The 26549-nt window shown below is 62.7% G+C and carries 24 protein-coding genes; 13 read left to right on the top strand and 11 right to left on the bottom strand.

What is annotated here, in order from left to right; translation table 11 throughout:
* Window positions 1–153: 153 nt before the first annotated feature.
* The gene (locus BC363_RS30035; protein WP_065782880.1) at window positions 154–450 is read left to right on the top strand and encodes a DUF1127 domain-containing protein; all 297 of its coding nucleotides are present in this window, start codon (window positions 154–156) and stop codon (window positions 448–450) included.
* Between the two features lie 249 nt (window positions 451–699).
* On the opposite strand, the gene BC363_RS30030 is transcribed toward BC363_RS30035, so the two are convergent.
* The 6 genes from BC363_RS30030 to BC363_RS30005 form a co-directional block, all read right to left on the bottom strand.
* Window positions 700–1527, bottom strand: a complete 828-nt coding sequence (locus BC363_RS30030) for a DUF937 domain-containing protein (protein WP_065782878.1) — start codon at window positions 1525–1527, stop codon at window positions 700–702.
* 195 nt (window positions 1528–1722) lie between these two features.
* Window positions 1723–3096 carry a glutamate--cysteine ligase gene (locus BC363_RS30025; RefSeq protein ID WP_065782876.1) on the bottom strand — a complete coding sequence of 458 codons (1374 nt, stop codon included), beginning with the start codon at window positions 3094–3096 and terminating at the stop codon, window positions 1723–1725.
* A gap of 146 nt (window positions 3097–3242) precedes the next feature.
* A complete protein-coding gene (locus BC363_RS30020) occupies window positions 3243–3980 on the bottom strand; it encodes a 16S rRNA (uracil(1498)-N(3))-methyltransferase (protein ID WP_065782874.1) in 738 nt (245 codons plus the stop codon).
* 11 nt (window positions 3981–3991) lie between these two features.
* Entirely contained in the window at window positions 3992–5497 is a 1506-nt protein-coding gene (locus BC363_RS30015) for an inorganic phosphate transporter (RefSeq protein ID WP_065782872.1), read from the bottom strand.
* Window positions 5498–5611: 114 nt separating this feature from the next.
* Window positions 5612–6118 carry an NUDIX hydrolase gene (locus BC363_RS30010; RefSeq protein ID WP_065782870.1) on the bottom strand — a complete coding sequence of 169 codons (507 nt, stop codon included), beginning with the start codon at window positions 6116–6118 and terminating at the stop codon, window positions 5612–5614.
* A 204-nt stretch (window positions 6119–6322) separates the two neighbouring features.
* Window positions 6323–7111, bottom strand: a complete 789-nt coding sequence (locus tag BC363_RS30005; protein WP_244519976.1) for a FadR/GntR family transcriptional regulator — start codon at window positions 7109–7111, stop codon at window positions 6323–6325.
* A 171-nt stretch (window positions 7112–7282) separates the two neighbouring features.
* Here BC363_RS30005 and BC363_RS30000 point away from each other — a divergent pair, with 171 nt between their 5' ends.
* Window positions 7283–8557, top strand: a complete 1275-nt coding sequence (locus tag BC363_RS30000) for a DUF3422 family protein (RefSeq protein ID WP_065782866.1) — start codon at window positions 7283–7285, stop codon at window positions 8555–8557.
* A gap of 3 nt (window positions 8558–8560) precedes the next feature.
* On the opposite strand, the gene BC363_RS29995 is transcribed toward BC363_RS30000, so the two are convergent.
* Complete coding sequence (locus BC363_RS29995; protein ID WP_065782863.1) at window positions 8561–9457, bottom strand: LysR family transcriptional regulator; 897 nt, start codon at window positions 9455–9457, stop codon at window positions 8561–8563.
* 106 nt (window positions 9458–9563) lie between these two features.
* Between BC363_RS29995 and BC363_RS29990 the strand changes: the two genes are divergently transcribed.
* From BC363_RS29990 to glcF, 4 genes are all read left to right on the top strand, one after another.
* The gene (locus BC363_RS29990) at window positions 9564–11003 is read left to right on the top strand and encodes an FAD-linked oxidase C-terminal domain-containing protein (protein ID WP_065782861.1); all 1440 of its coding nucleotides are present in this window, start codon (window positions 9564–9566) and stop codon (window positions 11001–11003) included.
* A complete protein-coding gene (glcE, locus tag BC363_RS29985; RefSeq protein WP_065782859.1) occupies window positions 11000–12211 on the top strand; it encodes a glycolate oxidase subunit GlcE in 1212 nt (403 codons plus the stop codon). Before BC363_RS29990 ends, glcE begins: the two co-directional genes overlap by 4 nt.
* Window positions 12212–12244: 33 nt before the next feature.
* Window positions 12245–12625, top strand: coding sequence for a hypothetical protein (locus BC363_RS29980; RefSeq protein ID WP_065782857.1), 381 nt, complete (start codon window positions 12245–12247; stop codon window positions 12623–12625).
* A 131-nt stretch (window positions 12626–12756) separates the two neighbouring features.
* Complete coding sequence (gene glcF / locus BC363_RS29975; protein ID WP_065782855.1) at window positions 12757–14052, top strand: glycolate oxidase subunit GlcF; 1296 nt, start codon at window positions 12757–12759, stop codon at window positions 14050–14052.
* A 155-nt stretch (window positions 14053–14207) separates the two neighbouring features.
* Here the strand turns inward: glcF and BC363_RS29970 are convergent, their stop codons facing one another.
* Together BC363_RS29970 and BC363_RS29965 are read right to left on the bottom strand one after the other, a co-directional pair.
* Entirely contained in the window at window positions 14208–14903 is a 696-nt protein-coding gene (locus BC363_RS29970; protein ID WP_065782853.1) for a L,D-transpeptidase, read from the bottom strand.
* Between the two features lie 191 nt (window positions 14904–15094).
* The gene (locus BC363_RS29965) at window positions 15095–15865 is read right to left on the bottom strand and encodes a L,D-transpeptidase (RefSeq protein ID WP_065782851.1); all 771 of its coding nucleotides are present in this window, start codon (window positions 15863–15865) and stop codon (window positions 15095–15097) included.
* 251 nt (window positions 15866–16116) lie between these two features.
* On the opposite strand from BC363_RS29965, the gene BC363_RS29960 reads away from it, so the two are divergent.
* The 4 genes from BC363_RS29960 to hisG all read left to right on the top strand — a co-directional run bounded on the left by BC363_RS29960 (window position 16117) and on the right by hisG (window position 20327).
* Window positions 16117–16761 (top strand): DNA-3-methyladenine glycosylase I, encoded by a 645-nt coding sequence (locus tag BC363_RS29960; protein WP_065782849.1) that lies wholly within the window; start codon window positions 16117–16119, stop codon window positions 16759–16761.
* Between the two features lie 211 nt (window positions 16762–16972).
* Window positions 16973–18487, top strand: coding sequence for a histidine--tRNA ligase (gene hisS / locus BC363_RS29955; protein WP_065783043.1), 1515 nt, complete (start codon window positions 16973–16975; stop codon window positions 18485–18487).
* Window positions 18488–18492: 5 nt separating this feature from the next.
* Window positions 18493–19635 carry an ATP phosphoribosyltransferase regulatory subunit gene (locus BC363_RS29950; protein ID WP_065782847.1) on the top strand — a complete coding sequence of 381 codons (1143 nt, stop codon included), beginning with the start codon at window positions 18493–18495 and terminating at the stop codon, window positions 19633–19635.
* Window positions 19632–20327: an ATP phosphoribosyltransferase gene (hisG, locus tag BC363_RS29945; RefSeq protein ID WP_065782846.1), complete on the top strand. Its 696-nt coding sequence runs from the start codon at window positions 19632–19634 to the stop codon at window positions 20325–20327. The genes BC363_RS29950 and hisG overlap by 4 nt, the downstream gene beginning before the upstream one ends.
* Here hisG and BC363_RS34910 read toward each other — a convergent pair.
* Window positions 20304–20471: a hypothetical protein gene (locus BC363_RS34910; protein WP_161952500.1), complete on the bottom strand. Its 168-nt coding sequence runs from the start codon at window positions 20469–20471 to the stop codon at window positions 20304–20306. The two genes, hisG and BC363_RS34910, sit on opposite strands and share 24 nt — an antisense overlap.
* A 257-nt stretch (window positions 20472–20728) precedes the next feature.
* Between BC363_RS34910 and BC363_RS29940 the strand changes: the two genes are divergently transcribed.
* The 3 genes from BC363_RS29940 to BC363_RS29930 all read left to right on the top strand — a co-directional run bounded on the left by BC363_RS29940 (window position 20729) and on the right by BC363_RS29930 (window position 25771).
* Window positions 20729–21436, top strand: a complete 708-nt coding sequence (locus BC363_RS29940) for a glutathione binding-like protein (protein WP_065782844.1) — start codon at window positions 20729–20731, stop codon at window positions 21434–21436.
* Between the two features lie 93 nt (window positions 21437–21529).
* A complete protein-coding gene (locus tag BC363_RS29935) occupies window positions 21530–22747 on the top strand; it encodes an FAD-dependent oxidoreductase (protein WP_065782842.1) in 1218 nt (405 codons plus the stop codon).
* 225 nt (window positions 22748–22972) lie between these two features.
* The gene (locus BC363_RS29930) at window positions 22973–25771 is read left to right on the top strand and encodes an EAL domain-containing protein (RefSeq protein WP_065783042.1); all 2799 of its coding nucleotides are present in this window, start codon (window positions 22973–22975) and stop codon (window positions 25769–25771) included.
* Window positions 25772–25845: 74 nt separating this feature from the next.
* Here BC363_RS29930 and BC363_RS29925 read toward each other — a convergent pair whose 3' ends face one another.
* Window positions 25846–26241 (bottom strand): hypothetical protein, encoded by a 396-nt coding sequence (locus BC363_RS29925; protein WP_244519975.1) that lies wholly within the window; start codon window positions 26239–26241, stop codon window positions 25846–25848.
* Window positions 26242–26549: the final 308 nt, after the last annotated feature.

Genomic DNA, 26549 nt, shown 5'->3' with positions numbered 1-26549 from the left:
CTGATCAATAAGGATTTGCGATCTATCGGGGGCAAATTTCATTGACCCCCGGCCGGCAGCGTTGCCGGCGAATCCCAACGTCCCTGGCCCGCCCCTGCGTATGACCTCGCGCAGGGGATGGGTCTCTTCGTGCCTGAAAAAAGGAGTACCGTCATGCGCACGACCGACCACGTCCTCGATCTCGACCTCGTTGCAGGAAAGCAGGCCTATGCCTCCCGCGCCGCTGGCGTTGTCGGCGTGATGACGGCCGCATGGCGCCTGTTTAGAAACCGACGCGAAATCGCGCGTCTGAATGAGCTGGACGACCGGCATCTCCTCGATATGGGGCTACGGCGCGAAGATGTCCGCGAGGCAATCACCTCGCCCTTCTTCGACAATCCCGCCAGCTATCTGACGCGTGCGTCGCGAAACCGCGCGAGCCTCTTCTACAAGGGGATCCGTCACGACTGATTTCCCCATGGCGCATCCCGCCGCCTGAGATGCGCCAGTCGAGCATGATCCGCGCAAGCTGCCGCCAACGCGGGTCATGCTACGAATTTCGAAGTTTCGGTGCTGCCGCCTATATCGCGCGCCCAAACGTTCCCCGCAGGGTAGAGCCAATAGACCCTGCCGCTTGGCCCGGTACATGAACCAAGACATGTACCGGGCCTTTTTCTTTTCAGCAGGTGTCGGCTTGGGAAGGGGCGACCGCAGACCAGCTCAGGTCTTGTTACCGGTACCGGTCTTGTAGCTGTCGAACAGCGCCTCGATGTTCTTCTGATATTCCTTCTGCATCTCCAGCCCGCTGTCGAACATGCTGTTCATCAATTGCGAGAACTGGGCGACGGCCGGGTTGTCTGCAGCCGGTTTGGCCGTGGTGCCGGCGCCTGTCTGCATCATGTCCTGGAACGCCTTCATGAAGGGGTTGTCGGCAAAGAAGTCGGGCGTCTTGGCCTTTTCTTCCTTCTTGCCGGCGCCGAAGAAGCTCTGCATCGCCTGCGTGAAGGGATTGTCGAAGGGATTGGCCTGTGGCTCCGGCTTCTTGGCAAGGCCGGTTGCCTCCATCCACTGCTGCATCATCGTCGCCATCGGATTGTTGGCAAAGGCACCGTTCGGCCCCGCGAACTGGCCCGTCGCCTGCTTGAACAGCCCACCCATCAGCGTATCGGCCATCGCCGGCAGCATCTGCTTGTAGATCTCCTGGCTGATGCCGGTGACCTGGGCTGCCTGGGCCGCGATAGCGCGCGACATTTCCTTGGAGCCGAAGAGCTGGCCGAGGATACCGTTGCCGTCGGCCATGCCTTGCGGCGTGAACGCCTGGCTCACGTCCTCGAAGTATTTGGCGTAGTTGCCGCTGGACATGGCCGTCAGCAGCGCGCCGAAATCGTAAGGGTTTGTCGTGTTGCGCTTGAAGGCGGCGGAGAAGGCCGGAAGCAGCGCTGCCGTGGCCTTTGCCATCTGCTCCTGGGCAAGCCCGAATTGTTTGGCCATCAACTCGGTGGCCTGTCCGTTCTGCGCCTGCATGAACATGTCAAAAAGCGGTGCCATCCCCGGTTCCCTTCGGCTACTGCCTAATTCCTTAGATCGGAACGATTTAAGGGGAAAATTATGCAGCAAGTGTAAAGCGCGGCAGCGCCGTTTGCGCGTCAGGCTGACGTGCGGCGCTGCAAGCAACGTATGTCGTTGCACTATATCGGGAAATCTGGAGCTGGAAACCGCCTTTTTAATCGAAGGCTTACCGGCTCAGTATTGGTATTCTGCAAAGACCGGATCGACAGAACCGTTCCAGCGCCCGTTGTAGAGCGACAGCAGATCCTCGGCGAGCGTCGCCTTCTTGGCCAGCACTTCGTCGAGCGGCGCCAGGAACTGGCTTTCGTCGATGCCGTCGCCGTTCAGCCGGTTGCGTCGCTTCAGGCCGCCGCGTGAGATCGAAACGACTTCGCGGGCGATGTCGTAAAGGCTGCCGGCGCGGAATTTTGCGTTGAGCGCCTGGGCGGGCACCGCGTCACGTAAGGTCCCGACCTCCTCGAACGTCCAGTCGCGGGTAAGCGCTTCGGCAGCGTCGAGCGCCTCGCCGTCGTAAAGCAGGCCGACCCAGAAGGCAGGCAAGGCACAGATCCGGCGCCACGGCCCGCCATCGGCGCCGCGCATTTCCAGGAAGCGCTTGAGGCGCACGTCGGGGAACAGCGTCGAAAGGTGATTGGTCCAGTCGCCCATGTTCGGCTGCCATTCGGCGATCTCGCCCTTGAGCGCTCCGTTCATGAACTGGCGGAAGGTTACGTGGGTACAGTCGTGGTAGTGGCCGTCGCGAACGACGAAATACATCGGCACGTCGAGCGCCCATTCGACATAGTCCGAGAAGCCGAAGTCGGGCTTGAAAGCCGAGGGCAGCAGGCCGGAACGCTGGTTGTCGGTGTCGCGCCAGATATCGCCGCGCCAGGACAAGAGTTCGTTCGGCTTGCCGTCGGTAAACGGCGAGCTTGCAAACAGCGCGGTCGCCAGCGGCTGGAGCTTTAAGGACACTTGCATCTTGCGGCGCATGTCCACTTCCGAGGAGAAATCGAGGTTCACCTGGATCGTGCACGTGCGATACATCATGTCGAGGCCCTTGGTGCCGACCTTGGGCATGTAGCGGCTCATGATGCCGTAGCGCGATTTCGGCATGCGCGGCGTTTCGTCGAACGTCCATTTCGGGCTGCCGCCGATGCCGAGGAAGCGAATGCCGAGCGGCTCGGCCACTTCCCGCAGAACGGCGAGGTGCTGGTTCGATTCCTTGCAGGTCTGATGCAGGTTTTCGAGCGGCGCGCCGGAAAGCTCGAACTGGCCGCCCGGCTCCAGCGAGATCGCTCCGTTGCCGGAATGCTCGGCAAGACCGATGATGTTGCCCTCGTCGACGATCGGCTCCCAGCCGCTCTTTGCGGCCATGCCGTTGAGCAGCGCCTGGATGCTGGCGTCTCCGAAATAGGGGACAGGGCTGTTGTCCGCCTTAAAGAAGGCAAACTTTTCGTGCTCCGTTCCGATCCGGAACCGCTCCTCCGGTTTCGAGCCCGCCGCGACATAAGCGGTCAGGTCAGCGACAGAGGTTACCGGCGTCTGGTCGGTGGTATCTCGGGCCATGAGCGTCTTCTTTTGCTTGAGCGGTTCCCGCCGGTCAGCGGAAGTGGATGGTGGCTGCTTGAACCGTAATCAGGTGCGGTGCAAGTCAATTTCTTTCAAGATCTGTTCAAAAAAAGTATGCGCCGTGCTTGCGCGCAAGCGACCGGTCAGTGCCAATCACCGACCGTTGCCTGTATCACGGCCATTGCCGCAACCGCTGCTGTATCGGCCCTGAGAATGCGGGGGCCAAGCGGAATGGCGGTGACGAAATCGAGGCTGCGCAGCAGGGCCCGTTCGCTGTCGGAAAAGCCGCCTTCAGGCCCGATCAGCAGAGCCAGCTTCTTTTCCCCAATGCCCTTCAGAATCGGCAGCGGGTTCTGGCTGTCGCTGCCTTCGTCGCAGAAGATGATGCGACGATCCACGGGCCAGTCTTGAAGCAGATCTTCAAGCCGGCGGGGCTCCGCCACGCCGGGAATGCCGAGCACGCCGCACTGTTCCGCTGCCTCGACGACATTGGCGCGCACGCGATCGAGGTTGCCGATCTTGCCCTGCACGTGCTGTGTCATCACCGGTTGCAGCACGCCGGCACCCATCTCGACCGCCTTCTGCACGAGATAGTCGAGGCGGCCGACTTTCAGCGGCGCGAAGAGGTAGACGAGATCGCAAGGAGCCGGTTGCGGACGGGTCTGTTCGACCGCGGTCAGGATCAGGCGCTTCTTGCTCGCAAGCGAAAGCTCGGCGCGCCATTCGCCGTCGCGGCCGTTGAAGACGAGGATGGAGCCGCCGTCCTCGTAGCGGAGCACGTTGATCAGATAGTTGAACTGCTCCTTGTTCGCTTCCTGAGCCGCTCCGGCATGGAGTGCGTGCTCCACGAACAGTCGCTGCATGCGAAAATTGGCGCGCATGGGGAATACCTTCACATGAAAATGGCGGAAAGAACGAGATAGACGACGGCGGAAAGCAGGGCCGAAGCCGGAACGGTGATGACCCAGGCGGCGACGATCGTCAGGAAATGCGAGCGGCGCACCAAGCGCCGGCGTCGAACCTCAGCAAAGTTGGTTTCCGTCGACTCCATGAAGTCTGCCTGCCCGGTCTTCCGACGGACATATTCCAGGCGCCGTTTCGAGTGGCGGGTATACCATTCACGGAAGAAGCCGACGCCGAAGACGGCGCCGACGGCGGTGTGGGTCGAGCTGATCGGCAGACCAAAGGCGGAGGCGAGCAACACGGTTACAGCGGTTGCCAGCGCAACGCAGAAGGCGCGCATCGGGTTCAGCCGTGTAATTTCCTGGCCGACGACGCGGATCAGGCGCGGACCATAGAGCAGCAGGCCGATCGAAATGCCGAGCGCACCGATCGCAAGTTCCCAAAGCGGCGTCGGCGATGTCTCTGTGGTGATGACACTGTCGAGGGCGGACACGATCGCCGCGAGCGGGCCGATGGCGTTGGAAACGTCGTTGGCGCCGTGGGCGAAGGAGAGCAGCGCGGCAGAAAGGATCAGCGGTGCGCGAAACAGCTTGCGCAGCGACTGGTTGCGATTGTCGAGCCCGATGGACTGGCGTTGGATCCACGGCTTGGTGAGAAAATAGGTGGCAATTCCGGCAACGAGACCGAGGCCCAGCCCGGTTGACAGCGAGATCGCGGCAACCTGGACAAGCGCGATGACGGCCAGATAGGCCGTGAAGCTACCCGCCGTCACGCCTAGGATGATCGGCATCCAGCGTCTCGCCGATGCGATCTTGTCCTCGCGGTAGATGATGAATTCCTTGAGGAACGCCAGGAAGGCTGCAGCGATCGTACCGCCGAGAACCGGAGAAATAGACCAACTGGCGGTGATGCCGGCAAGCGACCACCATTGCACGCTGGAAACGCCGGCCGCGGCGATGCCTGCGCCGACGATGCCGCCGATGATCGAATGCGTGGTCGAAACCGGTGCGCCGGAATAGGTGGCGATGTTGATCCAGACGGCCGATGAGGCGAGAGCCGCCATCATCACCCAGACGATCGTCTCGGGGCCGAGAATATGCTCGCCATAGATGATGCCGGCCTCGACGGTCAGTGTCACCTCACGGCCGGCCAGCATCGCGCCGGCGATCTCGAAGACGGCGGCGATCGTCAGCGCCGTCACCATCGACATCGCCTTGGCGCCGACGGCCGCGCCGACGTTGTTGGTCACGTCGTTGGCGCCGATGTTCATCGCCATGTAGCCGGCGATCGCGGCAGCGGCGATGATGATTGGTGCCGCTGCAGAGTTCGTGACGAAGCTTGCGGCAAATGCCATGCTGAGCAGCAGGAAGAGCAGGGCCAGGCCAGGCGCTGCCAGACTACGCATCACCTGTTGCGATGCCGCCTCGGCAAGGCTGAACTTGTCGAGGTCCTTGTCGAGCGTCTGCTTTTCAAGGCGCATGCGCGGCTTTGCCAATGGCGATCTCCCTTTTCACCATGGCCACTACTGCCACCGCGAAACGCTTTCAAGCGGAATTGATGATGTCTGCAAACCTGTGCAAGCGACAACGGCAGATATCGCCCGTGGTGGCTAGCCGTTCACGGTTTTGGGCACTGGCGAAGGCGGTGCCGACATGCGGCTGCCGAAGGCGAGGATAAGCTCCTTCAGTGTCGGCTCGGCGACGCGGTTCGCCGCTTCCTGGTAGCCAGCCCATTCGAGCTTGCGCGTGCCTTCTTCCGGGAAGTGCTTGCAGAGATCGTCGACCTCCAGGGCGTGGACCTGGACCTTGACTGAAATCTCCAGGCCGTGATCCATGCGTTTCTTGTAGAGATAGAACCCGGCGGGAGCCTTCTGCACCCGGCCCTTGACCCCCGCCTCTTCATAGGCTTCGCGTTCGGCCACCTCATGGGCGCGTTTGCCCTGCATCGGCCATCCCTTGGGAATGACCCAGCGGCCGGTATCGCGGCTGGTGATCAGGAGAATCTCAAGCGCCCTGGACTTCTTGCGAACCCGGAAACACAGCGCCGCATATTGCATGCGCGCCGGTCGCCGCAGCATGAGCTGCACATCGGATGCGAGCCGGTTCAGGAAGTTCAAGGTCGTTTGCTCTCCTCTTAGCGAATCAGTATTCGTTTGACGTTCCCGCCAGTATGCCAGCGTCGCGTTGCGTGTAAATGTCGCGTCTCGTCGGCTGCCGGATATGCGGTCAGCTTCGCTGCAAACTGTGGTCCCTATGCGACAGAATATGGTGTCTTCGCGCCGGCATTGCCAGTGAGGCGGCAACCGGGCGTTGGCCCGGCTTCAGCCCGCCTGGTCGCGTTGCTGCAGCCGCAGCCGGGCGATGCGAGCCCACTCGCCGGTGCGCTCCGCCTCGCGGGTGGAGGCGGCGACAAAATCGATATGGCTTTGGGCTGCCGCCTTGGCCGCTTTCGGGTCGCCGGCCATGATCGCGTCGTAGATCGCTTCGTGCTGCGCCAGCAGCCGGTCGCGTGCGCCCGGGGCATCGAACACCGAATTGCGGTGAAAGAAGATCCCCTGCGTCAGCAGCCGGTAGCAGGCGCGCAACGTGTGCATCAGGATGATATTGTGGGCGCTTTCGCCGATCGCCTGGTGCAATTCGACGTCGGAGGCCAGCTCGTCGTTGAAATCGCCACTACGGTGCGCGGTTCGCATGCGCTCGATGATGCGCGTGAGGATGTCCCGGTCGAAATCGGTGGCGCGCGTCGCAGCCAGTTCCGCGGTCAACCCTTCGAGTTCGCGGCGATATTCGAGATAATCCTGCGTCGCCTTGTGATGGCGGCCGATCAGCTCGATCAGCGGCTTGGAGAAGACTTCGCCGACGACATCGGCAACGAAGGTGCCGCCGCCGTGGCGGCTCTCGACGAGACCGCGCGTCTCCAGTTCCTTCAACGCTTCGCGCAGGATCGGTCGCGACACGTCGAAGCGCTTCGACAGCTCCCTTTCGCCCGGCAGCCGGTCGCCGTCGCGCAGGATGCCTTCGAGGATGAGAAGCTCGATCTGCTGGACCACCTCGTCCGCGGTGCGGCTGTGGCTGATGCGGGCATAGAGGTCGATCTGGTCTTCGGTCACGCTTGGGTCTCCCATGCGGGGCAATCTAGGCATGTGCGACCAACTGGTCAATTTCCTTGTCCACTTCGGCCGTTGTGACAAAAGTCAAACTGCGGCAATGCGTCCTTTTGCTTTTGCTCGTTCGGTTGATAAGAAAGTCATGATGAACGCGTGAGGGGGACAAAGCGCTTCATGGCAAAGGGAAGTTTTGCATTTCCGGTCGCGCCGATGCGAGCGCAGGCACTGGGCGAGGTCCATTCGCGGCCTTATGCCCTGGTGGCGACGCCGCGCGTGATCTTTCAGCTCGCCTTCATGACCGAAGGCGGCTCGATCGTCGACCATGCGGTGCTGTCGGAATTGTCCCGTTCGCGTGGCATCGCCCCGCCCGGGCGCGACGCCAACCACCACGCCATGGCCTGGGGGCAGGGCACGCTGCGTTGGGAGCGGCACACCGAGTTCTCCACCTATTTCTGGGATGGGCCGGCGCCGGAGCAGTTCGGCGGCGAAGTTGCGATCCACCCGTTCGGCGACGGCTTTTCGCCACCCGGTTCACTCATCTCGGGTATCCGCCTCGAGATCCGCGCCGATTCGCCGGAGACCCGCGAAGCGATCAAGGCCTTCGATCCGACCAGCCTCTGTTACAGCGAGACGAAAAACGGCCAGGCGATCCTCGTCACCGATTTTCGCCAGAACGGCGACGGCCTGACGCAGATCCTGGTGATCGACCGCGGCATGACCGAGGCCGGCACCGGCGCCCTGATCCAGCGTCTGCTCGATATCGAAACCTATCGTACGCTGGCGATGATCGGCCTGCCGCTGGCACAATCGCTGTCGCCGGAGATCAGGCGCACCGAAGACGGGTTGACGGCGATCACCCAGCGCATGAAGGAGAACGTGCGCGAAGAGGCGGACGACATGCTGGCGGAGATCACCCGGCTTGCTGCCGATCTGGAGGCAGGTGCGGCACTCAGCCTCTATCGCTTCGGCGCCAGCCGCGCCTATTACGGCATCGTCCAGGAACGCATCCGGACCCTGGCCGAGACGGCGCTCCCAGGCTATGAGACGATCGGCACCTTTCTCGAGCGTCGTCTGGCGCCGGCGATGCGCACCTGTCAATCGGTGGAAGAACGACAGGCGAACCTGTCGCGCAAGCTGGCGCGCGCCACCGCGCTCCTGCGCAGCTGGGTCGATGTCGAACTGGAACGACAGAACAGCGCGCTCTTGAACTCGATGGATCGGCGCGCAAAGTTGCAGCTGCGGCTGCAGCAGACCGTCGAGGGCCTATCGGTCGCCGCGATCTCCTATTATGTCGTCGGCCTGTTCGGCTATCTCGCCAAGGCGGTCAGCCACGAGCTGCCGATCGATCCCGGCCTTTTGACCGGACTTGCCGTGCCTTTCGCGGTCGTCGGCGTCTGGCTGATCGTTCGCCGCATTCGCCACCATCACGGCGACGGCGAGCACAAATAGCCCCTATTGCTCCCAATAGGGGACGGGCCCGTAAAGGGCGGCGAGATAATCGATGAACAGGCGCACCTTGGCCGGCAGAAACTGGCGGCTCGGATAGACGGCCGAAAGCGTCAGGTTCTTCGAGCCTTCCCATTGCGGCAGCACCTGCACCAGCTGGCCGTTGCGCAGTTCCGGGCCGATGTCCCAGGTGGAGCGGAGCGCGATCCCCGCGCCGGCGATCACCGCCGCCCGCACGATTTCCGAGGAGTTGGTCACAAGCGGTCCCTCGGGGTGCCAGACGAGCGAGCCCTCCGGGCCTTCGAGCTTCCAATTGTCGTTGTTGTGGGCGGGCAGGCAGAAATGCCTGGCGAGGTCGCCGATCTCGTTCGGGGCGCCGTTGCGGGCAACGTAATCTGGCGAGGCGCAGAGCAGTCGGCGGACCGGCGCGAGCTTGCGCGCCACCAGGCTCGAATCGGTCAGCTCGCCGATGCGCACCGCCATGTCGAAGCCCTCGGCGACGATATCGGTGAAGTCGTCGGTCAGGACGATGTGCAGCTTGAGGTCCAGGTGGTCCTTCATGAAGCCCGTCAGATGCGGCGCGATGTGCATGCGGCCGAAGGAGGTCGGCGCCGAAATGCGAAGCACGCCCTGCGCCTGCGACGACCGTCCCGAAGCATAGGCCTCTGCCTCCTCGATGCCTGTCAGAATGCCGAGGACACGGTCGTAGAAGCCCTGGCCCGCCTCGGTCAGCGAGATCTGCCGGGTGGTGCGCTGCAAGAGGCGGGTGCCGAGCCGATCCTCCAGCCGCTTGATGCGCTTGGAGATGACCGCCGGCGAAAATCCGAGCGCCCGCCCGGCGGCCGACATGCTGCCGGAGGAAACGACGCGTGCAAAAATCTCAAGATCGCCTAAATTCGTCATCAATCGTTGCCATTGTTTCCGAAATGGAAAAGCTCAATAGCATTTGCGAGGGGGCTATCCTAGTGGTAAAGAAAATGAACCAATTGACATGTGGACGGAGGATTTGATGGCGGAAACGATCGGCTTTCTGCAACCAAGGCCAGCCGTCATGGCCCGCCGCCGCGAGATCGCCGCGGATCTGGCAGATCTGTTGCCGGCCGAGTGTCTCATCAGCGACGAGCGCGGATTGAAGCCGTTCGAGACCGATGCCTTCATCGCCTATCGCCGCATGCCGCTCGCCGTCGCCCTGCCCGAGACGACCGAACAGGTCGCCGCAGTGCTCAAATATTGCAGTCGCTACGGCATTCCCGTCGTGCCGCGCGGCGCGGGCACCTCTCTTTCCGGCGGCGCTATCCCGCAGGAAGACGCTGTGGTGATCGGCCTTTCGAAGATGTCGCGCATCCTCGATGTCGATTTCTTCAACCGCACCGCGACGGTTCAGGCCGGTGTGACCAATCTCAATATTTCCGAGGCCGTCTCCGCCGACGGCTTCTTCTACGCCCCCGACCCGAGTTCGCAGCTGGCCTGCACCATCGGTGGCAACATCGGCATGAACTCCGGCGGCGCCCATTGCTTGAAATACGGCGTCACCACCAACAATCTGCTGGGGGTGAAGATGGTGCTGTTCGACGGCACGATCATCGATCTCGGCGGCAAGGCGCTGGATGCGGCCGGCTATGACCTGCTCGGTCTGGTCTGCGGCTCCGAGGGACAGCTCGGCATCGTCACCGAGGCGACGGTGCGGCTGATCGCCAAGCCCGAGGGCGCGCGCCCGGTGCTGTTCGGCTTTGCCTCCTCCGAGGCCGCTGGCGCCTGCGTTGCCGACGTCATCGGTTCGGGCATCATTCCGGTCGCCATCGAATTCATGGACAAGCCAGCAATCGAGATCTGCGAAGCCTTTGCCCATGCCGGCTATCCCTTGGATGTGGAGGCCTTGCTGATCGTCGAGGTGGAAGGCTCGGAAGCCGAAATGGACGCGATGCTGGCAAGCATTATCGACGTTGCCCGCCGCCATGGGGTCACCACCATCAAGGAAAGCCAGTCGGCGCTCGAGGCGGCGCTGATCTGGAAGGGGCGCAAATCGGCGTTCGGCGCGACCGGGCGCATCGCCGACTATATCTGCATGGACGGCACCGTGCCGCTCAGCCAGCTTTCCCATGTTCTGCGCCGAACCGGCGAGATCGTCGCTGCCTACGGCCTTCGCGTCGCCAATGTGTTTCATGCCGGTGACGGCAATATGCATCCGCTGATCCTCTACAACATCAACGATCCCGAGGATGCGGCGCGTGCCGAAAGCGCCGGTAACGACATCCTGAAGCTTTGCGTCGATGCCGGCGGGTGCCTGACCGGCGAACATGGCGTCGGTATCGAGAAGCGCGATCTCATGCTGCATCAGTTCACCCAGACCGATCTGGACCAGCAGATGGCGGCGCGCGCCGCCTTCGATCCGCAATGGATCCTGAACCCGTCCAAGGTCTTTCCGCTCGAAGGACGCCCCGCCGCATGATCGTGCATTTCGAGCCCGCGAGCGAAGAGGGTATCGCGACCGTCGTCCGGGCGATGGCCACCGAAAGGGCGTCGCTTGCCGTCATCGGCGGCGGCACGCGATCCGGCCTCGGCAATCCCGTGCGTGCCGACCGGGTGCTGTCCACCCGTCGCCTCTCCGGTATTGTCAGCTACAATCCGGCGGAAATGACCGTCAGTGCGCTCGCCGGCACGCCGCTTGCCGAGATCGAGGCGGCCCTTTCCGAAAACCGGCAGATGCTTTCCTTCGAGCCGATGGACCACCGCCCGATCTTTGCAACGAGCGGAGAGCCGACGATCGGCGGCGTCTTCGCAGCGAACGTCTCGGGACCTAGGCGCATCGTCGCCGGTGCCGCGCGCGACAGCCTGCTCGGCGTCCGTTTCGTCAATGGCAGGGGCGACGCGATCAAGGCCGGCGGCCGGGTGATGAAGAATGTCACCGGCCTCGATCTGGTAAAACTGCTGGCGGGCTCTCACGGAACGCTCGGAATTCTGACCGAGGTGACATTCCGCGTGCTGCCGAAGCCGCCAGCCAGCGAGACGGTTGTGGTATCCGGGTTGAACGATGCCGAAGCGGCGGCGGTGATGGCGGAAGCCATGGCGCAAACGGTCGAGGTTTCCGGCGCGGCCCATCTGGCCGAGAGCGTGCGCGGCCGGTTCGTCGGCGGTGGATTGCCGGACGGTGCGGCAACGGTGCTGCGGCTCGAAGGCCTGCAGGCCTCGGTCTCGATCCGTGCGGAGAAACTGGCGACGGCGCTCGAAAGGTTTGGTGCGGTATCGCGGCTCGATGCGGCGCAGACGGCGACGCTCTGGTCGGAGATCCGTGATGTGAGACCCTATGCCGATGGCACGGATCGGCCGCTCTGGCGTGTCTCGGTCGCGCCCTCGGCCGGCCATCAGCTGGTTGCCGCCTTGCGACTGCAGACGGGCGTCGATGCCTTCTACGACTGGCAGGGCGGGCTCGTGTGGCTGCGCATGGAATCCGATCCCGAGGCGGCGCTGGTGCGCCGCTATATCAAGGCGCTTGGCGGCGGCCATGCGACGCTCGTTCGCGCAAGCGACGGCCTTCGTGCGACTATTCCATCGTTTGAACCGCAACCCGCGCCCGCGGCGCTCTTGAGCGAACGCGTCCGGGAAAAGTTCGATCCGCAGCGGATCTTCAATCCCGGCCGGATGCAGGCCGTTTCCTGAGACACGGGGAAATGACGAGAGAGGGAGGTATCGATGGGTGACAATGGTCCGCAGGCTCCGCTTCCCAGGGAGATCGATCGCTGGCTGGAACCTGGGAAGGTCAACGTCCAGGTCATCTATGTGCTCTATCTCGTGGCGTTCGCCGTGGGGATCACGGCTATCATCGGGGTGGTGCTCGCCTATCTCAACCGCGGCAAGGGTGCGGTGTGGGTCCAGACGCATTATACCTGGGCAATCCGCACGTTCTGGATCGCGCTGTTGTTCAGCGTCATCTCGACGCTGCTGATGGTGCTGCTGATCGGGTTCCTGGGGTTTATCGCCACCGCGGTGTGGATCGTCGTGCGCTGTATCGTCGGCCTGCAGCGCGCCGCGCGCGAGGAACCGATCAGCAACCCCGAAAGCTGGATGATCTGAAGCATCTCGCGCAAAACTGCGCAGCGGGTTTGCGATAACGACATGCGAAAACAAGAACTTGAAGTGCCGCAGGCCGTCCCTAGAGATCGCCGCGCGCTTCAGGGGCAGAGCCCCGATATTGGAGTAAGCGTTTGCAGACCAATTTTACGCCCGCGCAGCTTGCCGATCCGCATGTGGCCGAATCCGAGGCCATCCTGCGCAAATGCGTGCATTGCGGCTTCTGCACCGCCACCTGTCCCACCTATGTGACGCTCGGCGACGAGCTCGACAGCCCGCGTGGCCGCATCTACCTCATCAAGGACATGCTGGAGAATGGACGGGCGGCCGACAAGGAAACGGTAACGCATATCGATCGCTGTCTGTCCTGTCTCGCCTGCACGACCACGTGCCCGTCGGGCGTCGATTACATGCATCTGGTCGATCATGCCCGTGTCCATATCGAAAAGACCTACAAACGGCCGTTGAAAGACAGGCTGGTCCGCGCGGTGCTCGCGCAGGTCTTGCCCTATCCCGCGCGGTTTCGCCTTGCCTTGAAGGCGGCCGCTCTCGGGCGGCCCTTTGCCAACATCCTGAAACGGGCGGCCGCCCTCAAGACCTTCGGCGTGATGCTCGATCTGGCGCCGAAGACGGTGCCGGAACCGTCACCGACCGCGACGCCGGGCACCCATGCCGCCAGCGGCAAGCGCATCGGCCGCGTCGCGCTTTTGAACGGCTGCGCGCAGCCAGTGCTGAAGCCGGAGATCAACGAGGCGACGATCCGCCTTCTCACCCGTCTCGGCATAGAGGTGGTCGTCTCAGCCGGGGAGGGCTGCTGCGGCGCCCTCGTACACCACATGGGGCGGGAGGAGCAGGCGCTCGAGGCAGCCCGGCGCAATGTCGATGCCTGGCTGAGCGTGGCGGATGAGGGGTCTCTCGATGCGATCATCATCACCGCATCCGGTTGCGGTACGACGATCAAGGACTATGGCCACATGCTGCGCCTCGACCCCGCCTATGCGGAAAAGGCAGCACGGGTCTCGGCCATGGCGAAGGACATTACCGAGTATCTGTTCTCGCTCGATCTTCCGGTGCAGGATCCGCGCGGCATCACCGTCACCTATCATTCCGCCTGTTCGATGCAGCATGGCCAGAAGATCACCATGGCGCCGAAGCAATTGTTGAAGCGGGCGGGTTTCGTCGTGCGCGAACCGGCCGAGGGCCACCTCTGCTGCGGTTCGGCCGGCACCTACAACATCCTGCAGCCGGAGATCTCGCAAAAGCTCAAAGCCCGCAAGGTCAAGAACCTTGCGGCGACGAAGCCCGACGTGATCGCCACCGGCAATATCGGCTGCATCACCCAGATCGCCACCGGCACGGCGATCCCCATCGTCCATACCGTCGAACTGCTCGATTGGGCCTATGGCGGAGCGAAACCGGCGGGATTGTGAAACGAAAAATGCCCGCGCTGCAGCGCCGCGCGTCTGTTTAGACGCGCAAAGGTCGCTGCAACACTCTGAGTTGCTGCATAATTTTGCCCTTAAATCGATCCCGATTTAAGGAATTATGCAGTAAGGCGCCGGCATTTTCATCTCTGGCGAGAGTATCAGCCGCCGAAGATCTGGCGGAAGATATCGACGCCGCGATCGTTGAAGTAGGTGTCGCCGGTCTTGCTGCCGGGGCCGATGACGATCACCTTGGTGCCGACGTCGGCCCGGTCGTAGAGATGCTCGACATCGGCGTTCATCATGCGGATGCAGCCGGATGACATGTTCTGGCCGATCGTCCACGGCTGGTTGGTGCCATGGATGCGGAAGATGGTGTCGCGGCCGCCCTTGTAGAGATACATGGCGCGCGCGCCGAGCGGGTTGTCGATGCCGCCTTCCTGCGTGACCGGCAGGATGCGGCCCTTGGCCGCTTCGCGCACGCGCATTTCTGCCGGCGGCGTCCAGGTCGGCCATTCCGCCTTGCGTCCCACCTTCACCACGCCGGACCAACCGAAGCCTTCGCGGCCGACGCCGATGCCGTATCGGGTCGCGCGGTTCGGGCCGTCGATGTAATAGAGAAACTTGTTATTGGTATCGACAATGATCGTGCCGGGGGCTTCGTCGGTGCTGAAGCGAACCTTGGTGCGCCAGAATTGTTTCGGCGGCTTTTTCTGTGCCGCGACGAGGACGACATCGCTGTTCTTGGCAGTGGTTCCGGATGTCGGCGCGGGCGCGAAAGCCTGGGCACTGGCGGCGGCAAGAATAGTGCTGGTCGCGATGGCGATCGCGACCAAATTGCTGGCATGACGTTTCATATACGATTCCCTCTCAGCCCTCGTTGCAGGCAGGCTATGCAAAACGGCCCGAAGTTCAAGTCCGGGATACATCCGATCGATCGAACGTGATGACGGATTTTGTATCTTGAGACCCGCCTGTTGCCTGAAGATCACGAGCAGGCAACCGCAACACGTATGGGCGGAGGGGAATATTCTATGCAATGCGCCAATTATATGACGATAACCTTGGTGCCGACATTCACCCGTTCGTAGAGATCGACGACGTCCTCGTTGCGCATGCGGATGCAGCCTGAGGAGACCGCGTAGCCGATCGTCCAGGGCGCATTAGTGCCGTGGATGCGATAAAGCGTCGAGCCGAGATACATGGCGCGCGCGCCAAGCGGATTTTCAGGGCCGCCGTCCATGCGTGCCGGCAGGTAGTGCCCCTTGGCGGCTTCGCGCGAAATCATTTCCTTCGGCGGCGTCCAGCTCGGCCACTCCGCCTTGCGTGTGACCTTGTGCGCGCCGGCCCACTCGAACCCTGGCTTGCCGACGCCGACGCCGTAACGCCGTGCCTGGCCGTTACCGGTGACGAGATAGAGGAAACGGTTGTTGGTATCGATGACGACAGTGCCCGGCTTTTCCTTGCCGTCGTAGGCGACGGTCTGCGGCAGGTACTGCGGGTCGAACTTCGACTTGATGGGGCGCTGGGCGCGCGTGGCGTTGACCGGTTGCACCAGCGGCGCGCCAGTACGGCGCTTGGCCTGTGGGCGTACGGTCTGGCCCTGATAATACTGTTTTCGGGTGGTGGTCGGAATCTGCTGACGGTAGATGACCCGGCGCGCCTGCTGCGGCTGGCCGCCGAGCTGCATCACCCATGGGGCGGTCAGGTCGGGGCTGACGATCACCGGCGGTCGGTTCTGATACCGGTCCTGGGCCTCCACCTGGCCTGCGACGAGGGTGAGGATGGATGCGGCTACAAGAAATGATTTTTTCAACATCGGACGGACTCGCTACCTTTCGCCGAAACGTATCAAAAAGGGGCGCGGCCAGCCGGGGAACGGGACGCTCGGACGGACGGCATGCGCCTTGGCAATGGCGCGATCGTGTCATCGTGGCGCCACGGAATGGTAAACGGCAGCCCGTGAAAGGCCCGAAGCGTCGATAAAGCTTTGGGTAGGGTTATCCGTCGCTTTAGGAATCTGGTTTGTGAATGGTAAATGCTTGAGAACAGGAAGAAACGGGGCGGACGATGACAACCAAGGGCATAATGATCGGTGATGACGGCCTTGGGCGCTGCGCCTGGCAGAGCAATCTCGATGACTACAAGCGCTATCACGACGAGGAATGGGGACGGCCGGTCACCGATGACCGGCGCCTTTTCGAGAAGATCTGCCTGGAAGGGTTTCAATCCGGCCTCTCCTGGCTGACGATCTTGAGAAAGCGCGAGGCCTTTCGCGCCGCTTTCGCCGGCTTCGATTTCGACAAGGTCGCGACGTTCGGCGATGCCGACATCGAACGCTGCCTTGCCGATACAGGCATTGTGCGTCACCGCGGCAAGATCGTCTCGACCATCAACAACGCCAGGCGGGCCCAGGAGCTTCAGGCCGAGTTCGGTTCGCTTGCCGCCTATTTCTGGTCGCACGAACCTGGCCCGGGCGAGCGGCCGACATTCGTCAGCTACGAGGTGATCGCCGCCAATCCGACGACGCCGACCTCGACGCGGATCTCCAAGGACCTGAAGAAGCGCGGCTGGACCTTTGTCGGCCCGACGACGATCTACGCCTTCATGCAGGCCATGGGCCTCGTCAACGATCATATCGAGGGTTGCCATTGCCGGAGCGCGGTCGAGGGGTTGAGGCAGAGCCTCTCGCGGCCCATGGCTCAAATGGCCTGAGAATTTGAGATCGACTGTTTGACGACGCCTGCACGGAACACGTCATCCTTCCCGTGTTCGCGTTCGGCCTGTGCCATGGCGACCCTCAGGCGAGGCTGCTAAAGCCAGTGCTGCCCGCAAGGGGATGCTTTGCGCCGCGCAAACCCTTGCCGCCCATGCCTTGATCCGATAGGGAAAGCTCCAAACCTGCTGATAGTCCGGAATGCTTCCCATGACCGAGAAACAAAAGAAACCGCAGAAGCTCAAGGCGCGCCTGCCGCGCGGCTTTGTCGATCGAACGGCTGCCGATATTCGCGCAACTGACGAGATGATCGTCAAGATCCGCGAAGTCTACGAGCGTTATGGTTTCGATCCGGTCGAAACGCCGCTGTTCGAATACACCGATGCGCTCGGAAAGTTCCTGCCCGACAGCGATCGCCCGAACGAGGGCGTGTTCTCGCTGACGGATGACGACGACCAGTGGATGTCGCTGCGCTACGATCTGACCGCGCCGCTCGCCCGTCACGTGGCCGAAAACTTCAACGAGATCCAGCTTCCCTTCCGCACCTATCGCGCCGGCTACGTCTTCCGCAACGAAAAGCCGGGCCCGGGCCGCTTCCGCCAGTTCATGCAGTTCGACGCTGATACGGTCGGTGCCGCCGGTGTCCAGGCCGATGCCGAAATGTGCATGATGATGGCCGACACCATGGAAGCGCTCGGCATCAAGCGCGGCGATTACGTGATCCGGGTCAACAACCGCAAGGTTCTCGACGGTGTCATGGAGGCGATCGGGCTTGGCGGCGACGACAAGGCGAATGCGCGCCTGACGGTGCTGCGCGCCATCGACAAGCTCGACAAGTTCGGCACCGAAGGCGTGCGTCTGCTGCTCGGCGAAGGTCGCAAGGACGAGAGCGGCGATTTCACCAAGGGCGCCGGTCTGGCCGCCGAGCAGATCGACAAGGTTCTGTTCTTCGTCGGCATAAAGGACTACGCCGAAAGTGCTGCCGAACTCGCAGCGCTCGTTGCCGGCACGGCCAAGGGCGGCGAGGGTGTCGACGAGCTCAACACCATCCGCAGCCTGGTGCTGAGCGCCGGCTATGAGGCCGACCGCATCAAGATCGACCCCTCGGTCGTTCGCGGTCTCGAATATTATACCGGCCCGGTTTTCGAGGCCGAGCTGCAGTTTGCCGTGACCAACGAAAAGGGCGAAAAAATCGTCTTCGGTTCGGTCGGCGGCGGCGGTCGTTACGATGGTCTCGTCTCGCGCTTCATGGGCCAGCCGGTGCCGGCCACCGGTTTCTCGATTGGTGTCTCGCGCCTGATGACCGCGCTCAAGAACCTCGGCAAGCTCGGTTCGTCGGAGGTGGTCGCGCCGGTCGTCGTCTGCGTCATGGACCGCGACATCGACAGCATGGGCCACTACCAGCGCTTCGTGCAGCAGCTTCGCCATGCCGGCATCCGCGCCGAGATGTACCAGGGCAACAAGAAGAATTTCGGCGACCAGCTGAAATATGCCGACCGCCGCGGGGCGCCACTGGCGATCATCCAGGGCGGTGACGAGCGCGCGGCCGGTCTGGTGCAGATCAAGGACCTGATCGAGGGCAAGCGCCTGTCGGGCGAAATCGAGGACAACGCCGCATGGCGCGAGGCGCGGGTCGCGCAGGTCTCCGTGCCCGTCAGCGACCTTGTCGAAAAGGTGCGTGAAATGCTCGCGGCACAGGCCGAGGACCGGGCGAGGGCTGGCTGACGGCGATGCCTCTGATCAACCTTCCCGCCTTCTCCGCAGATCTGCTTGCCGAGTTCGAAAGTCTCGGCACGCTCAGGGTCGATACGCCGGTGATCCAGCCGGCGGAGCCGTTTCTCGCCATGGCCGGCGAAGACCTTCGCCGCCGCATCTTCATGACCGAGAGCGAGACCGGCGAGAGCCTCTGCCTGCGGCCGGAGTTCACCATTCCCGTCTGCCTGCGCCACATCGAAACCGCGACCGGCACGCCCAAGCGTTATGCCTATCTCGGCGAGGTGTTCCGCCAGCGCCGCGAAGGCGGCAATGAATTCTATCAGGCTGGCATCGAGGATCTCGGTGATACCGATATCGCCGCGTCGGACGCGCGTGCGGTCGGCAATGCCATGCGGGTGGTTGCCAATCGTCTGCCTGGCCGGCGCCTGGCGGTAACGCTCGGCGACCAGTCCGTCTTCGAAGCGGTCGTCGGTGCCTGCGGCCTGCCGGGCGGCTGGCAGAAACGGCTGATCCATGCCTTCGGCGACCAGAAGCATCTGCAGAAGCTGCTTGCCGAGCTTGCCGATCCAAGGGCCGCCGGCGTGTTCGGCCCGGAGGTCGAACGGCTGGCGATCAGCGGCATGCTCGATGACGAGGCGCGGCTTGTCGCCCATATCGGCGAAACCATGGAGGCGACGGGCTATTCCACCAATGCCAGCCGCTCGCCGCAGGACATTGCCCGCCGCCTGAAAGAAAAGATGGAGCTGGCGAATACCCGGCTCGATCCGGAAACGTTGGACCTCGTGCGCGAATTCCTGGCGCTCGATATGCCGCTTGGCGAAGCGCCGGCAGCGCTCTTCCGCTTTGCCGAGAAGACCGGCCTGACGCTCGATGGAGCGCTGGCGCGCTTTGATGCGCGGGTGGCAGCGCTTGCCGATATCGGCGCCGATGTCGGTGTCATTCGCTACCGCGCCGCCTTCGGCCGCCCGCTCGATTATTATACCGGCCTCGTTTTCGAAGTCGAAGTCGAGGGGACACCGGCCGTGCTTGCCGGTGGCGGACGCTTCGATCGGCTCCTGACCTTGCTTGGCGCGCGGGAACATATTCCGGCCGTCGGCTTCTCGCTCTGGCTCGACCGGATCGAAGCGGCGATCGCCGCCAGCGGAGGTGCCGCATGACCATCACCATCGCACTGCCGTCCAAGGGGCGGATGAAGGACGACGCCTCCGCGATCTTCGAGCGCGCCGGCATGAAGATCGTTGCCGTCGGCAATGACCGCTCCTATCGCGGCCGGGTCGAAGGCTGGGACGATGTCGAGGTCGCCTTCCTGTCGGCCTCGGAGATTTCGCGCGAACTCGGCAACGGCTCGATCGATTTCGGCGTCACGGGGGAGGACCTCGTGCGCGAGGGCCTTGCCAATGCCGATGCCCGCGTCGAGTTCTGCGCCCGCCTCGGCTTCGGTCATGCCGATGTCGTCGTCGCGGTTCCGGAGATCTGGTACGACGTCGATACCATGGCTGACCTCGGTGACGTTGCTGCCGACTTCCGCGCCCGCCATGGCCGGCGGCTGGCGATCGCCACGAAATACTGGCGGCTGACGCAGAACCATTTCTCGGGCAGTCACGGTATCCAGCTCTACCGTATCGTCGAGAGCCTTGGGGCGACCGAGGGCGCGCCGGCCTCCGGCTCCGCCGATATCATCGTCGATATCACCTCGACCGGCTCGACCCTGCACGCCAACCACCTGAAGATCCTTGCCGACGGCGTCATCCTGCGGTCGGAAGCCTGCCTGGTGCGCGCGCGCAAGCCGGCGCACGATGGCGATCCGGTCGTCGACAGGATCATCTCAGCCGTGCGCGGGGCGCTCTGACCGTTGGTTTTTCGAGACGTGCACCCGGCCGCCCGTCTCGCCGGCGAGCACGCCCTGGTCCTTCGGCGCAGGGTGCCGCATGGCCTTGAACAGCGTTTCGGTCGAGGTCCAGTAGGGCACGTACCACTCGCGATCGATGTCCATCACGAGCACGCGATCGTGGCCCGCGGCTGGGCGCGGGCCATCAGTGCGACAAGGGCGAGCCATCGGATGGTCTTGTCTGTCATGTCTTCCTCATCGATCCTCGCCGGCGAACGCGGCGCATCGTTCTCTCCCGGGCGCAGCGATTGCCGCAACGCGGTAAATTTTGCCTCACCCGCTGACAAACGCCCGCGAATGACCTTATCTACGCCGCGCAGGCGGCGGACACCGTTCCCGCCATTCGTTTCGAGGAGAATTTCATGGCCGATCTTTCCGCCTTTCCGATTACAACGCGCTGGCCAGCGAAGAACCCGGATATTCTCCAGCTCTATTCCCTGCCGACGCCGAACGGCGTAAAGATCTCCATAGCGCTTGAAGAGCTGGGATTGCCCTATGAGGCGCATCGCGTCGCCTTCGACAGCAATGAGCAGAAATCGCCCGAGTTCCTTTCGCTCAATCCCAATGGCCGCATTCCAGCGATCGTCGATCCGAACGGTCCGGGCGGCAAGCCGATCGGACTGTTCGAGTCTGGCGCCATCCTTACCTATCTCGCGGAAAAAACGGGAAGACTTCTGCCTTCCGACGCGGCCGGACGTTATGAGACGATCTGCTGGGTGATGTTTCAGATGGGGGGCGTCGGACCGATGCTCGGGCAATTCGGCCACTTCTTCAAATTCGCTGCCGACAAGGTTGCCAACAATTCCTATCCGGTCGAGCGTTACCGCGATGAATCGAAGCGGCTGCTCGGAGTGCTGGAAGGACGGCTTCAGGGACGGCAATGGCTGATGGGCGACGAGTATACGATCGCCGATATCGCCACCTATCCGTGGGTCGAAGGCGCACGCAGATTCTACGGCGCCGCCGACGTGCTCGACTACAGGAGTTTCCCGAATGTGATGGCTTGGGTCGACCGCGGGCTGGCGCGCCCGGCGGCTCAAAAAGGGATGGAAATCCCGGCCAGGGTCTGAGCGGCCGGCGGTGTGGCCGTTCGTGCGAGTTGACGTGGCTCGGGTGGAAAGGCTACGCCTTGTTGTACAAACGAATAAACGACGGGTGAGAGCGTGTCCGGAAGGCTTGTTGTTATCGGTGGCGGTCAGGCCGCCTTTGCGTTGGTCGCCAAACTGCGGGCGCTGAAGGACGAAAGACCGATCACCATGGTCGCGTCCGAGGCAAGCCTGCCCTATCAGCGCCCGCCGCTTTCCAAGAAGTACCTGCTTCGTGAGATGAGCCTCGATCGGTTGCTCTATCGGCCGGAAGCCTGGTACGGCGAGCACAACGTCGATATCCGGCTTTCGACCACGGTGACGGAGCTCGACCGCGCTGCCAGGCGCGTGACGCTGAGCGACGGCGCTTTGCTCGACTACGAGACCCTGGCATTTGCAACCGGCGCCGCCCCACGTCGTTTGCCGGCCTCGGTCGGCGGCGACCTCGCCGGCGTTTTCACCGTCCGCGATTTCAGGGATGCCGACTTGCTGGCCGAAGAGATGAAGCCGCGCAAGCGGGCGCTTGTCGTCGGCGGCGGCTATATCGGCCTCGAGGCCGCGGCGGTTGCGCGCACGCTCGGGCTTGAGGTCACCGTGATCGAGATGGCGGACCGCATCCTGCAGCGCGTAGCGTCCGCCGCGACGTCGGGCATCGTGCGCGAGATCCATCAGTCGCGCGGTGTCGATATCCGCGAGGGAACAGGGCTCAACCGGCTGGTCGGCGAGAACGATCGCGTGACCGGTGTCGAGCTGTCCGACGGGGCGGTGCTTCCGGTCGACCTCGTCATCGTCGGCATCGGCGTGACGGCCAACGATCACCTGGCGCATGCCGCCGGCCTCGAAACGGCCGGCGGCATCGTTGTCGACAGCCACGGTCGCACCGCCGATCCGGCAATTTTCGCGATGGGCGATTGCGCCGTCCAGCCGTGGGACAACATGCGCATCCGCCTTGAATCGGTTCAGAATGCGGTGGATCAGGCCGAGGCGGTGGCGGCCGTCATTGCCGGCGGGGTCGAGCCCTATGCTCCCAAGCCGTGGTTCTGGTCGGACCAGTACGACGTGAAACTGCAGATTGCCGGCTTTGGCCTCGGTCACGACGAAACCATCGTTCGCCCCGGCCAGCGCGAGGGCAGCGTTTCCGTCTGGTACTTCCGGGAGGGAAAGCTCTTGGCCGTCGACGCGATCAACGACGCCAAGGCCTATGTCACCGGCAAGAAGCTTCTGGAGACGGGCATCCACCCGGACAGGGCGGTGATAGCCGATCCGCAATCGGACCTGAAAGCGCTTCTGGCCTAGGCTTAGCGGTGCGACCGTCACGGTGTCATTGCGCCTGTTTGAAATGTTCAACTACAAGGCGGTGGCATTTCAGCCTTCGTTAAGGACGAAAGCGCTGTCCTGTTTCGAAACGTCAGTCGCGCGCTGACTTTCATCATTCCTTAAACCGCCCGATGCCAACAGAAGCGATAAACCGGAAGTGGGAGATCCCTTTCCGGACCAGAAGTTTCATTTAGGCGTTTGGCGATGTTCAAGGTTCTTACATGCCTCGTGGTCGAGCATAATCCCAAGCTGGTCGTGCTCGCCGCCCTCATCTGCTTCCTTTCGAGCTACGGCGCGGTGACCTTGCTTCAGCGAGGACGCTCCTCCGTGGGCAAGGCGAGGGCGATATGGGCAGTGGCTGCCGGCATCGCCAGCGGCTTCGGCATCTGGGCCACCCACTTCATCGCCATGCTTGCCTACGATCCAGGCGTCGTGCTCGGCTATCAGATCGATCTGACGGCCCTGTCGCTTGGCGTCGCGGTCGTTCTGACGACGATGGCGCTGCTGATTGCCACCTATGCGCAGGGCGCTGTCGCCTGGATTGCTGGCGGCATCGTTCTCGGCTCCGGTGTCGCCTGCATGCATTTCCTCGGCATGGCGGCGCTCGATGTTCCAGGCAGCATCCGCTGGGACTGGACGCTTGTCGCCGTCTCCGTCGTCGCCGGTTCCCTGTTCGATATCGGTGCCTTGCGGGCGATCACCCACATCGATCGGCCGCTGAAGGCGAAAATTCTTTCGACGCTGTTCATGACGCTCGGCATCGTCGCCTTGCACTTCACGGCGATGGGCGCCGTGACGATCGAGGCCGATTTGTCGTTGGCGTCGCCCGAGGGCATGATACAGCCGCATTTTCTGGTCTTCGTCATCGCCGGAACCGCTTTCTTCCTGCTGACCATGGTTTTGCTTGCCGCGGGCTTTGCGCACTATGCTGAGCTTTCGGCCGCCGCTTCCGAGCGCGAATTCGCCCGCTTCGTGCGAAGCGTCAAGGACTACGCTATCTACATGCTCGACGTGAAAGGCCACGTCGCGAGCTGGAATGCCGGCGCCGAAGCCAACAAGGGCTATACAGCCGACGAAATCATCGGCAAAAGTTTCGCCTGCTTCTATTCGCCCGAAGAGCAGCGGGCAGGCGTGCCGCAACAGGCACTCGACGAAGCATGGGCTAACGGCAAGTTCGAGTCTGAGGGCTGGCGCTATCGCAAAGACGGCACGCGCTTTTGGGCGCATGTCGTGATCGACCCCTTCCTGCACGAGGATGGCACGCATGCGGGCTTCATCAAGATCGCCAAGGATATCACCAAGGAGAAGGTCGATGCGGATCGCATCGCCGAAGTGAGCAAGAATCTCGACATTGCGCTTGAGAACATGTCGCAAGGCATTTGCCTCTTCGACAGCGGCGACCATCTGCTGCTTTCGAACCGGCGTTGCCGCGAGATCTTCGGCTTCTCCGAGACGCTGGCTGGAAAGGGCCTGACGTTCCGCCAGATCCTCGACGAAGTTTTTGCCCGCACTTACTCCGACCCGGCAATCGCCCGGGCGAAGTCGGACGAGCTCTATCAGAAGCATCGTGTCGACATGGTCGGCAAGGGCGGTGGCGACATCGTCGAAAAGCTGCCGAACGGACGCTCGATCCTGACCAAGCATCGCACCCTTGCCGATGGCGGCTGGGTCAGTACCTATGAGGACATTACCGAACGCCTGGACAGCGAGGAGCAGATTTCGTTCCTCGCGCGCCACGACAGCCTGACGGGCCTTCCGAACCGGCTGCAGTTCAGCAGCTATCTGGAAGAAGAGCTCGATGCGGCCGCCTGGTTCTCGCGCAAGGTTGCCGTGATCGGTCTCGACCTTAACAAGTTCAAGGAAGTCAACGATCTGCACGGCCATGCCGCCGGCGATTTCGTGCTGGTGACGATTGCCCAGCGGATGAAATCGCTGCTGCAGGAAGGCGAATTCGTGGCACGCTTCGGCGGCGATGAGTTCGCAGCCGTCAAGCGCTTCGAGGAACTGTCCGAACTTAACGACTTCCTCCGCCGCATCGAGAAGAGCCTGCATGAGGAAATGCGGTTCGGCGACTTCGAGTTGAAGTCCGGCGGAAGCATGGGTGTCGCCATCTATCCGCAGGACGCCGAGACGGCGGAAACGCTGATCAACAATGCCGACCTTGCGATGTACCGCGCCAAGGCTGCGCTGAACCAGACTGTCTGCTTCTACGAAGTTTCGATGGATGAGGCGGCGCGCCAAAGGCGTAGCCTTGCCAACGACCTGTGGGATGCGATCGAGAAGAAACAGCTGGCGCTGCATTATCAGGTTCAGAAGTCGGTGATGACCGGCGACGTCATCGGTTATGAAGTGCTTCTGCGCTGGCACCATCCCGAACGCGGCATGGTGCCCCCGAACGAGTTCATTCCGCTTGCAGAGGAATGCGGCGCGATCCTGCCGATCGGCGAATGGGTTCTGCGCGAGGCCTGCCGCGAGGCCGCGGGTTGGCAAAGCACCCACAAGATCGCCGTCAATCTCTCGCCCGTACAGCTTGCCAATGGCGACATCGTCAGCCTGGTCGAGGAGGTGCTTTCCGAAACCGGGCTCGACCCGAAGCGGCTGGAACTCGAAATCACCGAATCGACGATCATCGACGACAAGGAGCGCGCGCTTCTGACCCTTCGCCAGATCAAGGAGCTTGGGGTCACCATCGCGATCGACGACTTCGGCACCGGCTATTCGTCGCTCGAGACGCTGCGGTCCTTCCCGTTCGACAAGATCAAGCTCGACAAGAGCTTCATGTGGGAGGTGGAGGCAAGCCCGCAGGCCAAGGCGATCGTCCGCGCCATCCTGGCCCTCGGGCAGAGCCTCTCCGTTCCCGTCCTGGCCGAAGGCGTCGAGACGCAGAAGCAGCTCGATATCCTGCAGGCGGAAGGATGTGACGAGGCACAGGGTTACCTGCTCGGCAGGCCGGCACCGATCTCGACCCTCGTTACAGGTAAGGTGAAGGTGGCAGCAGCCTGAGGCTCGCCGCGCCTTTACGCCCCTGCGACACGTCTCTGGCGGAGTAAAAAAATCAGTTCAAGTCGAGGATGCGCCTACTGGCGCAGCAGCATCTTTCCGGCGCCTTCGACAAGGAAGCGCGGGAAGAAGAAGATGCCGTGGATCGTGCCCGAATAGCGCTCCTCAAGGCCCGAGGATTCGCCGATGCAGAACACCGGCTGCTTGTGGCCGGATTCGAGACTGATCGTCGTCGAGAAGCAGAAGGACGAGCAGCTGGTTGCCGCCTGCTCGAAAAGCTCGAGCACGTGGTTGCGGTCGGCAGGGTCGTAGCAGCGCACGAAGTTGAGCAGACCGCATTCGCTCTCATTGAGGCCGTGAATCGCCGAAGCCTTCTCGCCCAACCGGAACAGGCCCGTCGACAGGTCGCCAGACCAACCCTCGGAGACGCAGAACTGCTCCAGGAATTCCTGGCGCGGAAGGCCGGCATGCATCTGCCCGGGGACACCGAGGGGAACTGAATTTGTTCTCGTGATCTTAAACACGGTCTACCCCAGAACGGCCCCTGGCGAATGTCGTCGTCCGACCAGGCAGGCATATCCCCAATATACAACCCTCGCCAGCCATCGACCCATAGGAGGAAGAACACGCACGATAAGTCGTTTGTGTCTTTCTGTACGGAAAGGTCACAAAACTGTGACGTAGCTCGCCAAGCGAAATGATTTCGCAGGAAAGGCCGGCTTAATTTGCGATTAAATACTTATATGCTTTGCGTGACGTTCTCAAAGAGCGCTTGGACACA

It is taken from the genome of Ensifer sp. LC384 (genome assembly GCF_001695865.1).
Lineage (GTDB): Bacteria > Pseudomonadota > Alphaproteobacteria > Rhizobiales > Rhizobiaceae > Ensifer.
The sequence above is the reverse complement of the archived record's forward strand: the minus strand, read 5'-3'. Positions and strand labels throughout refer to the sequence as shown.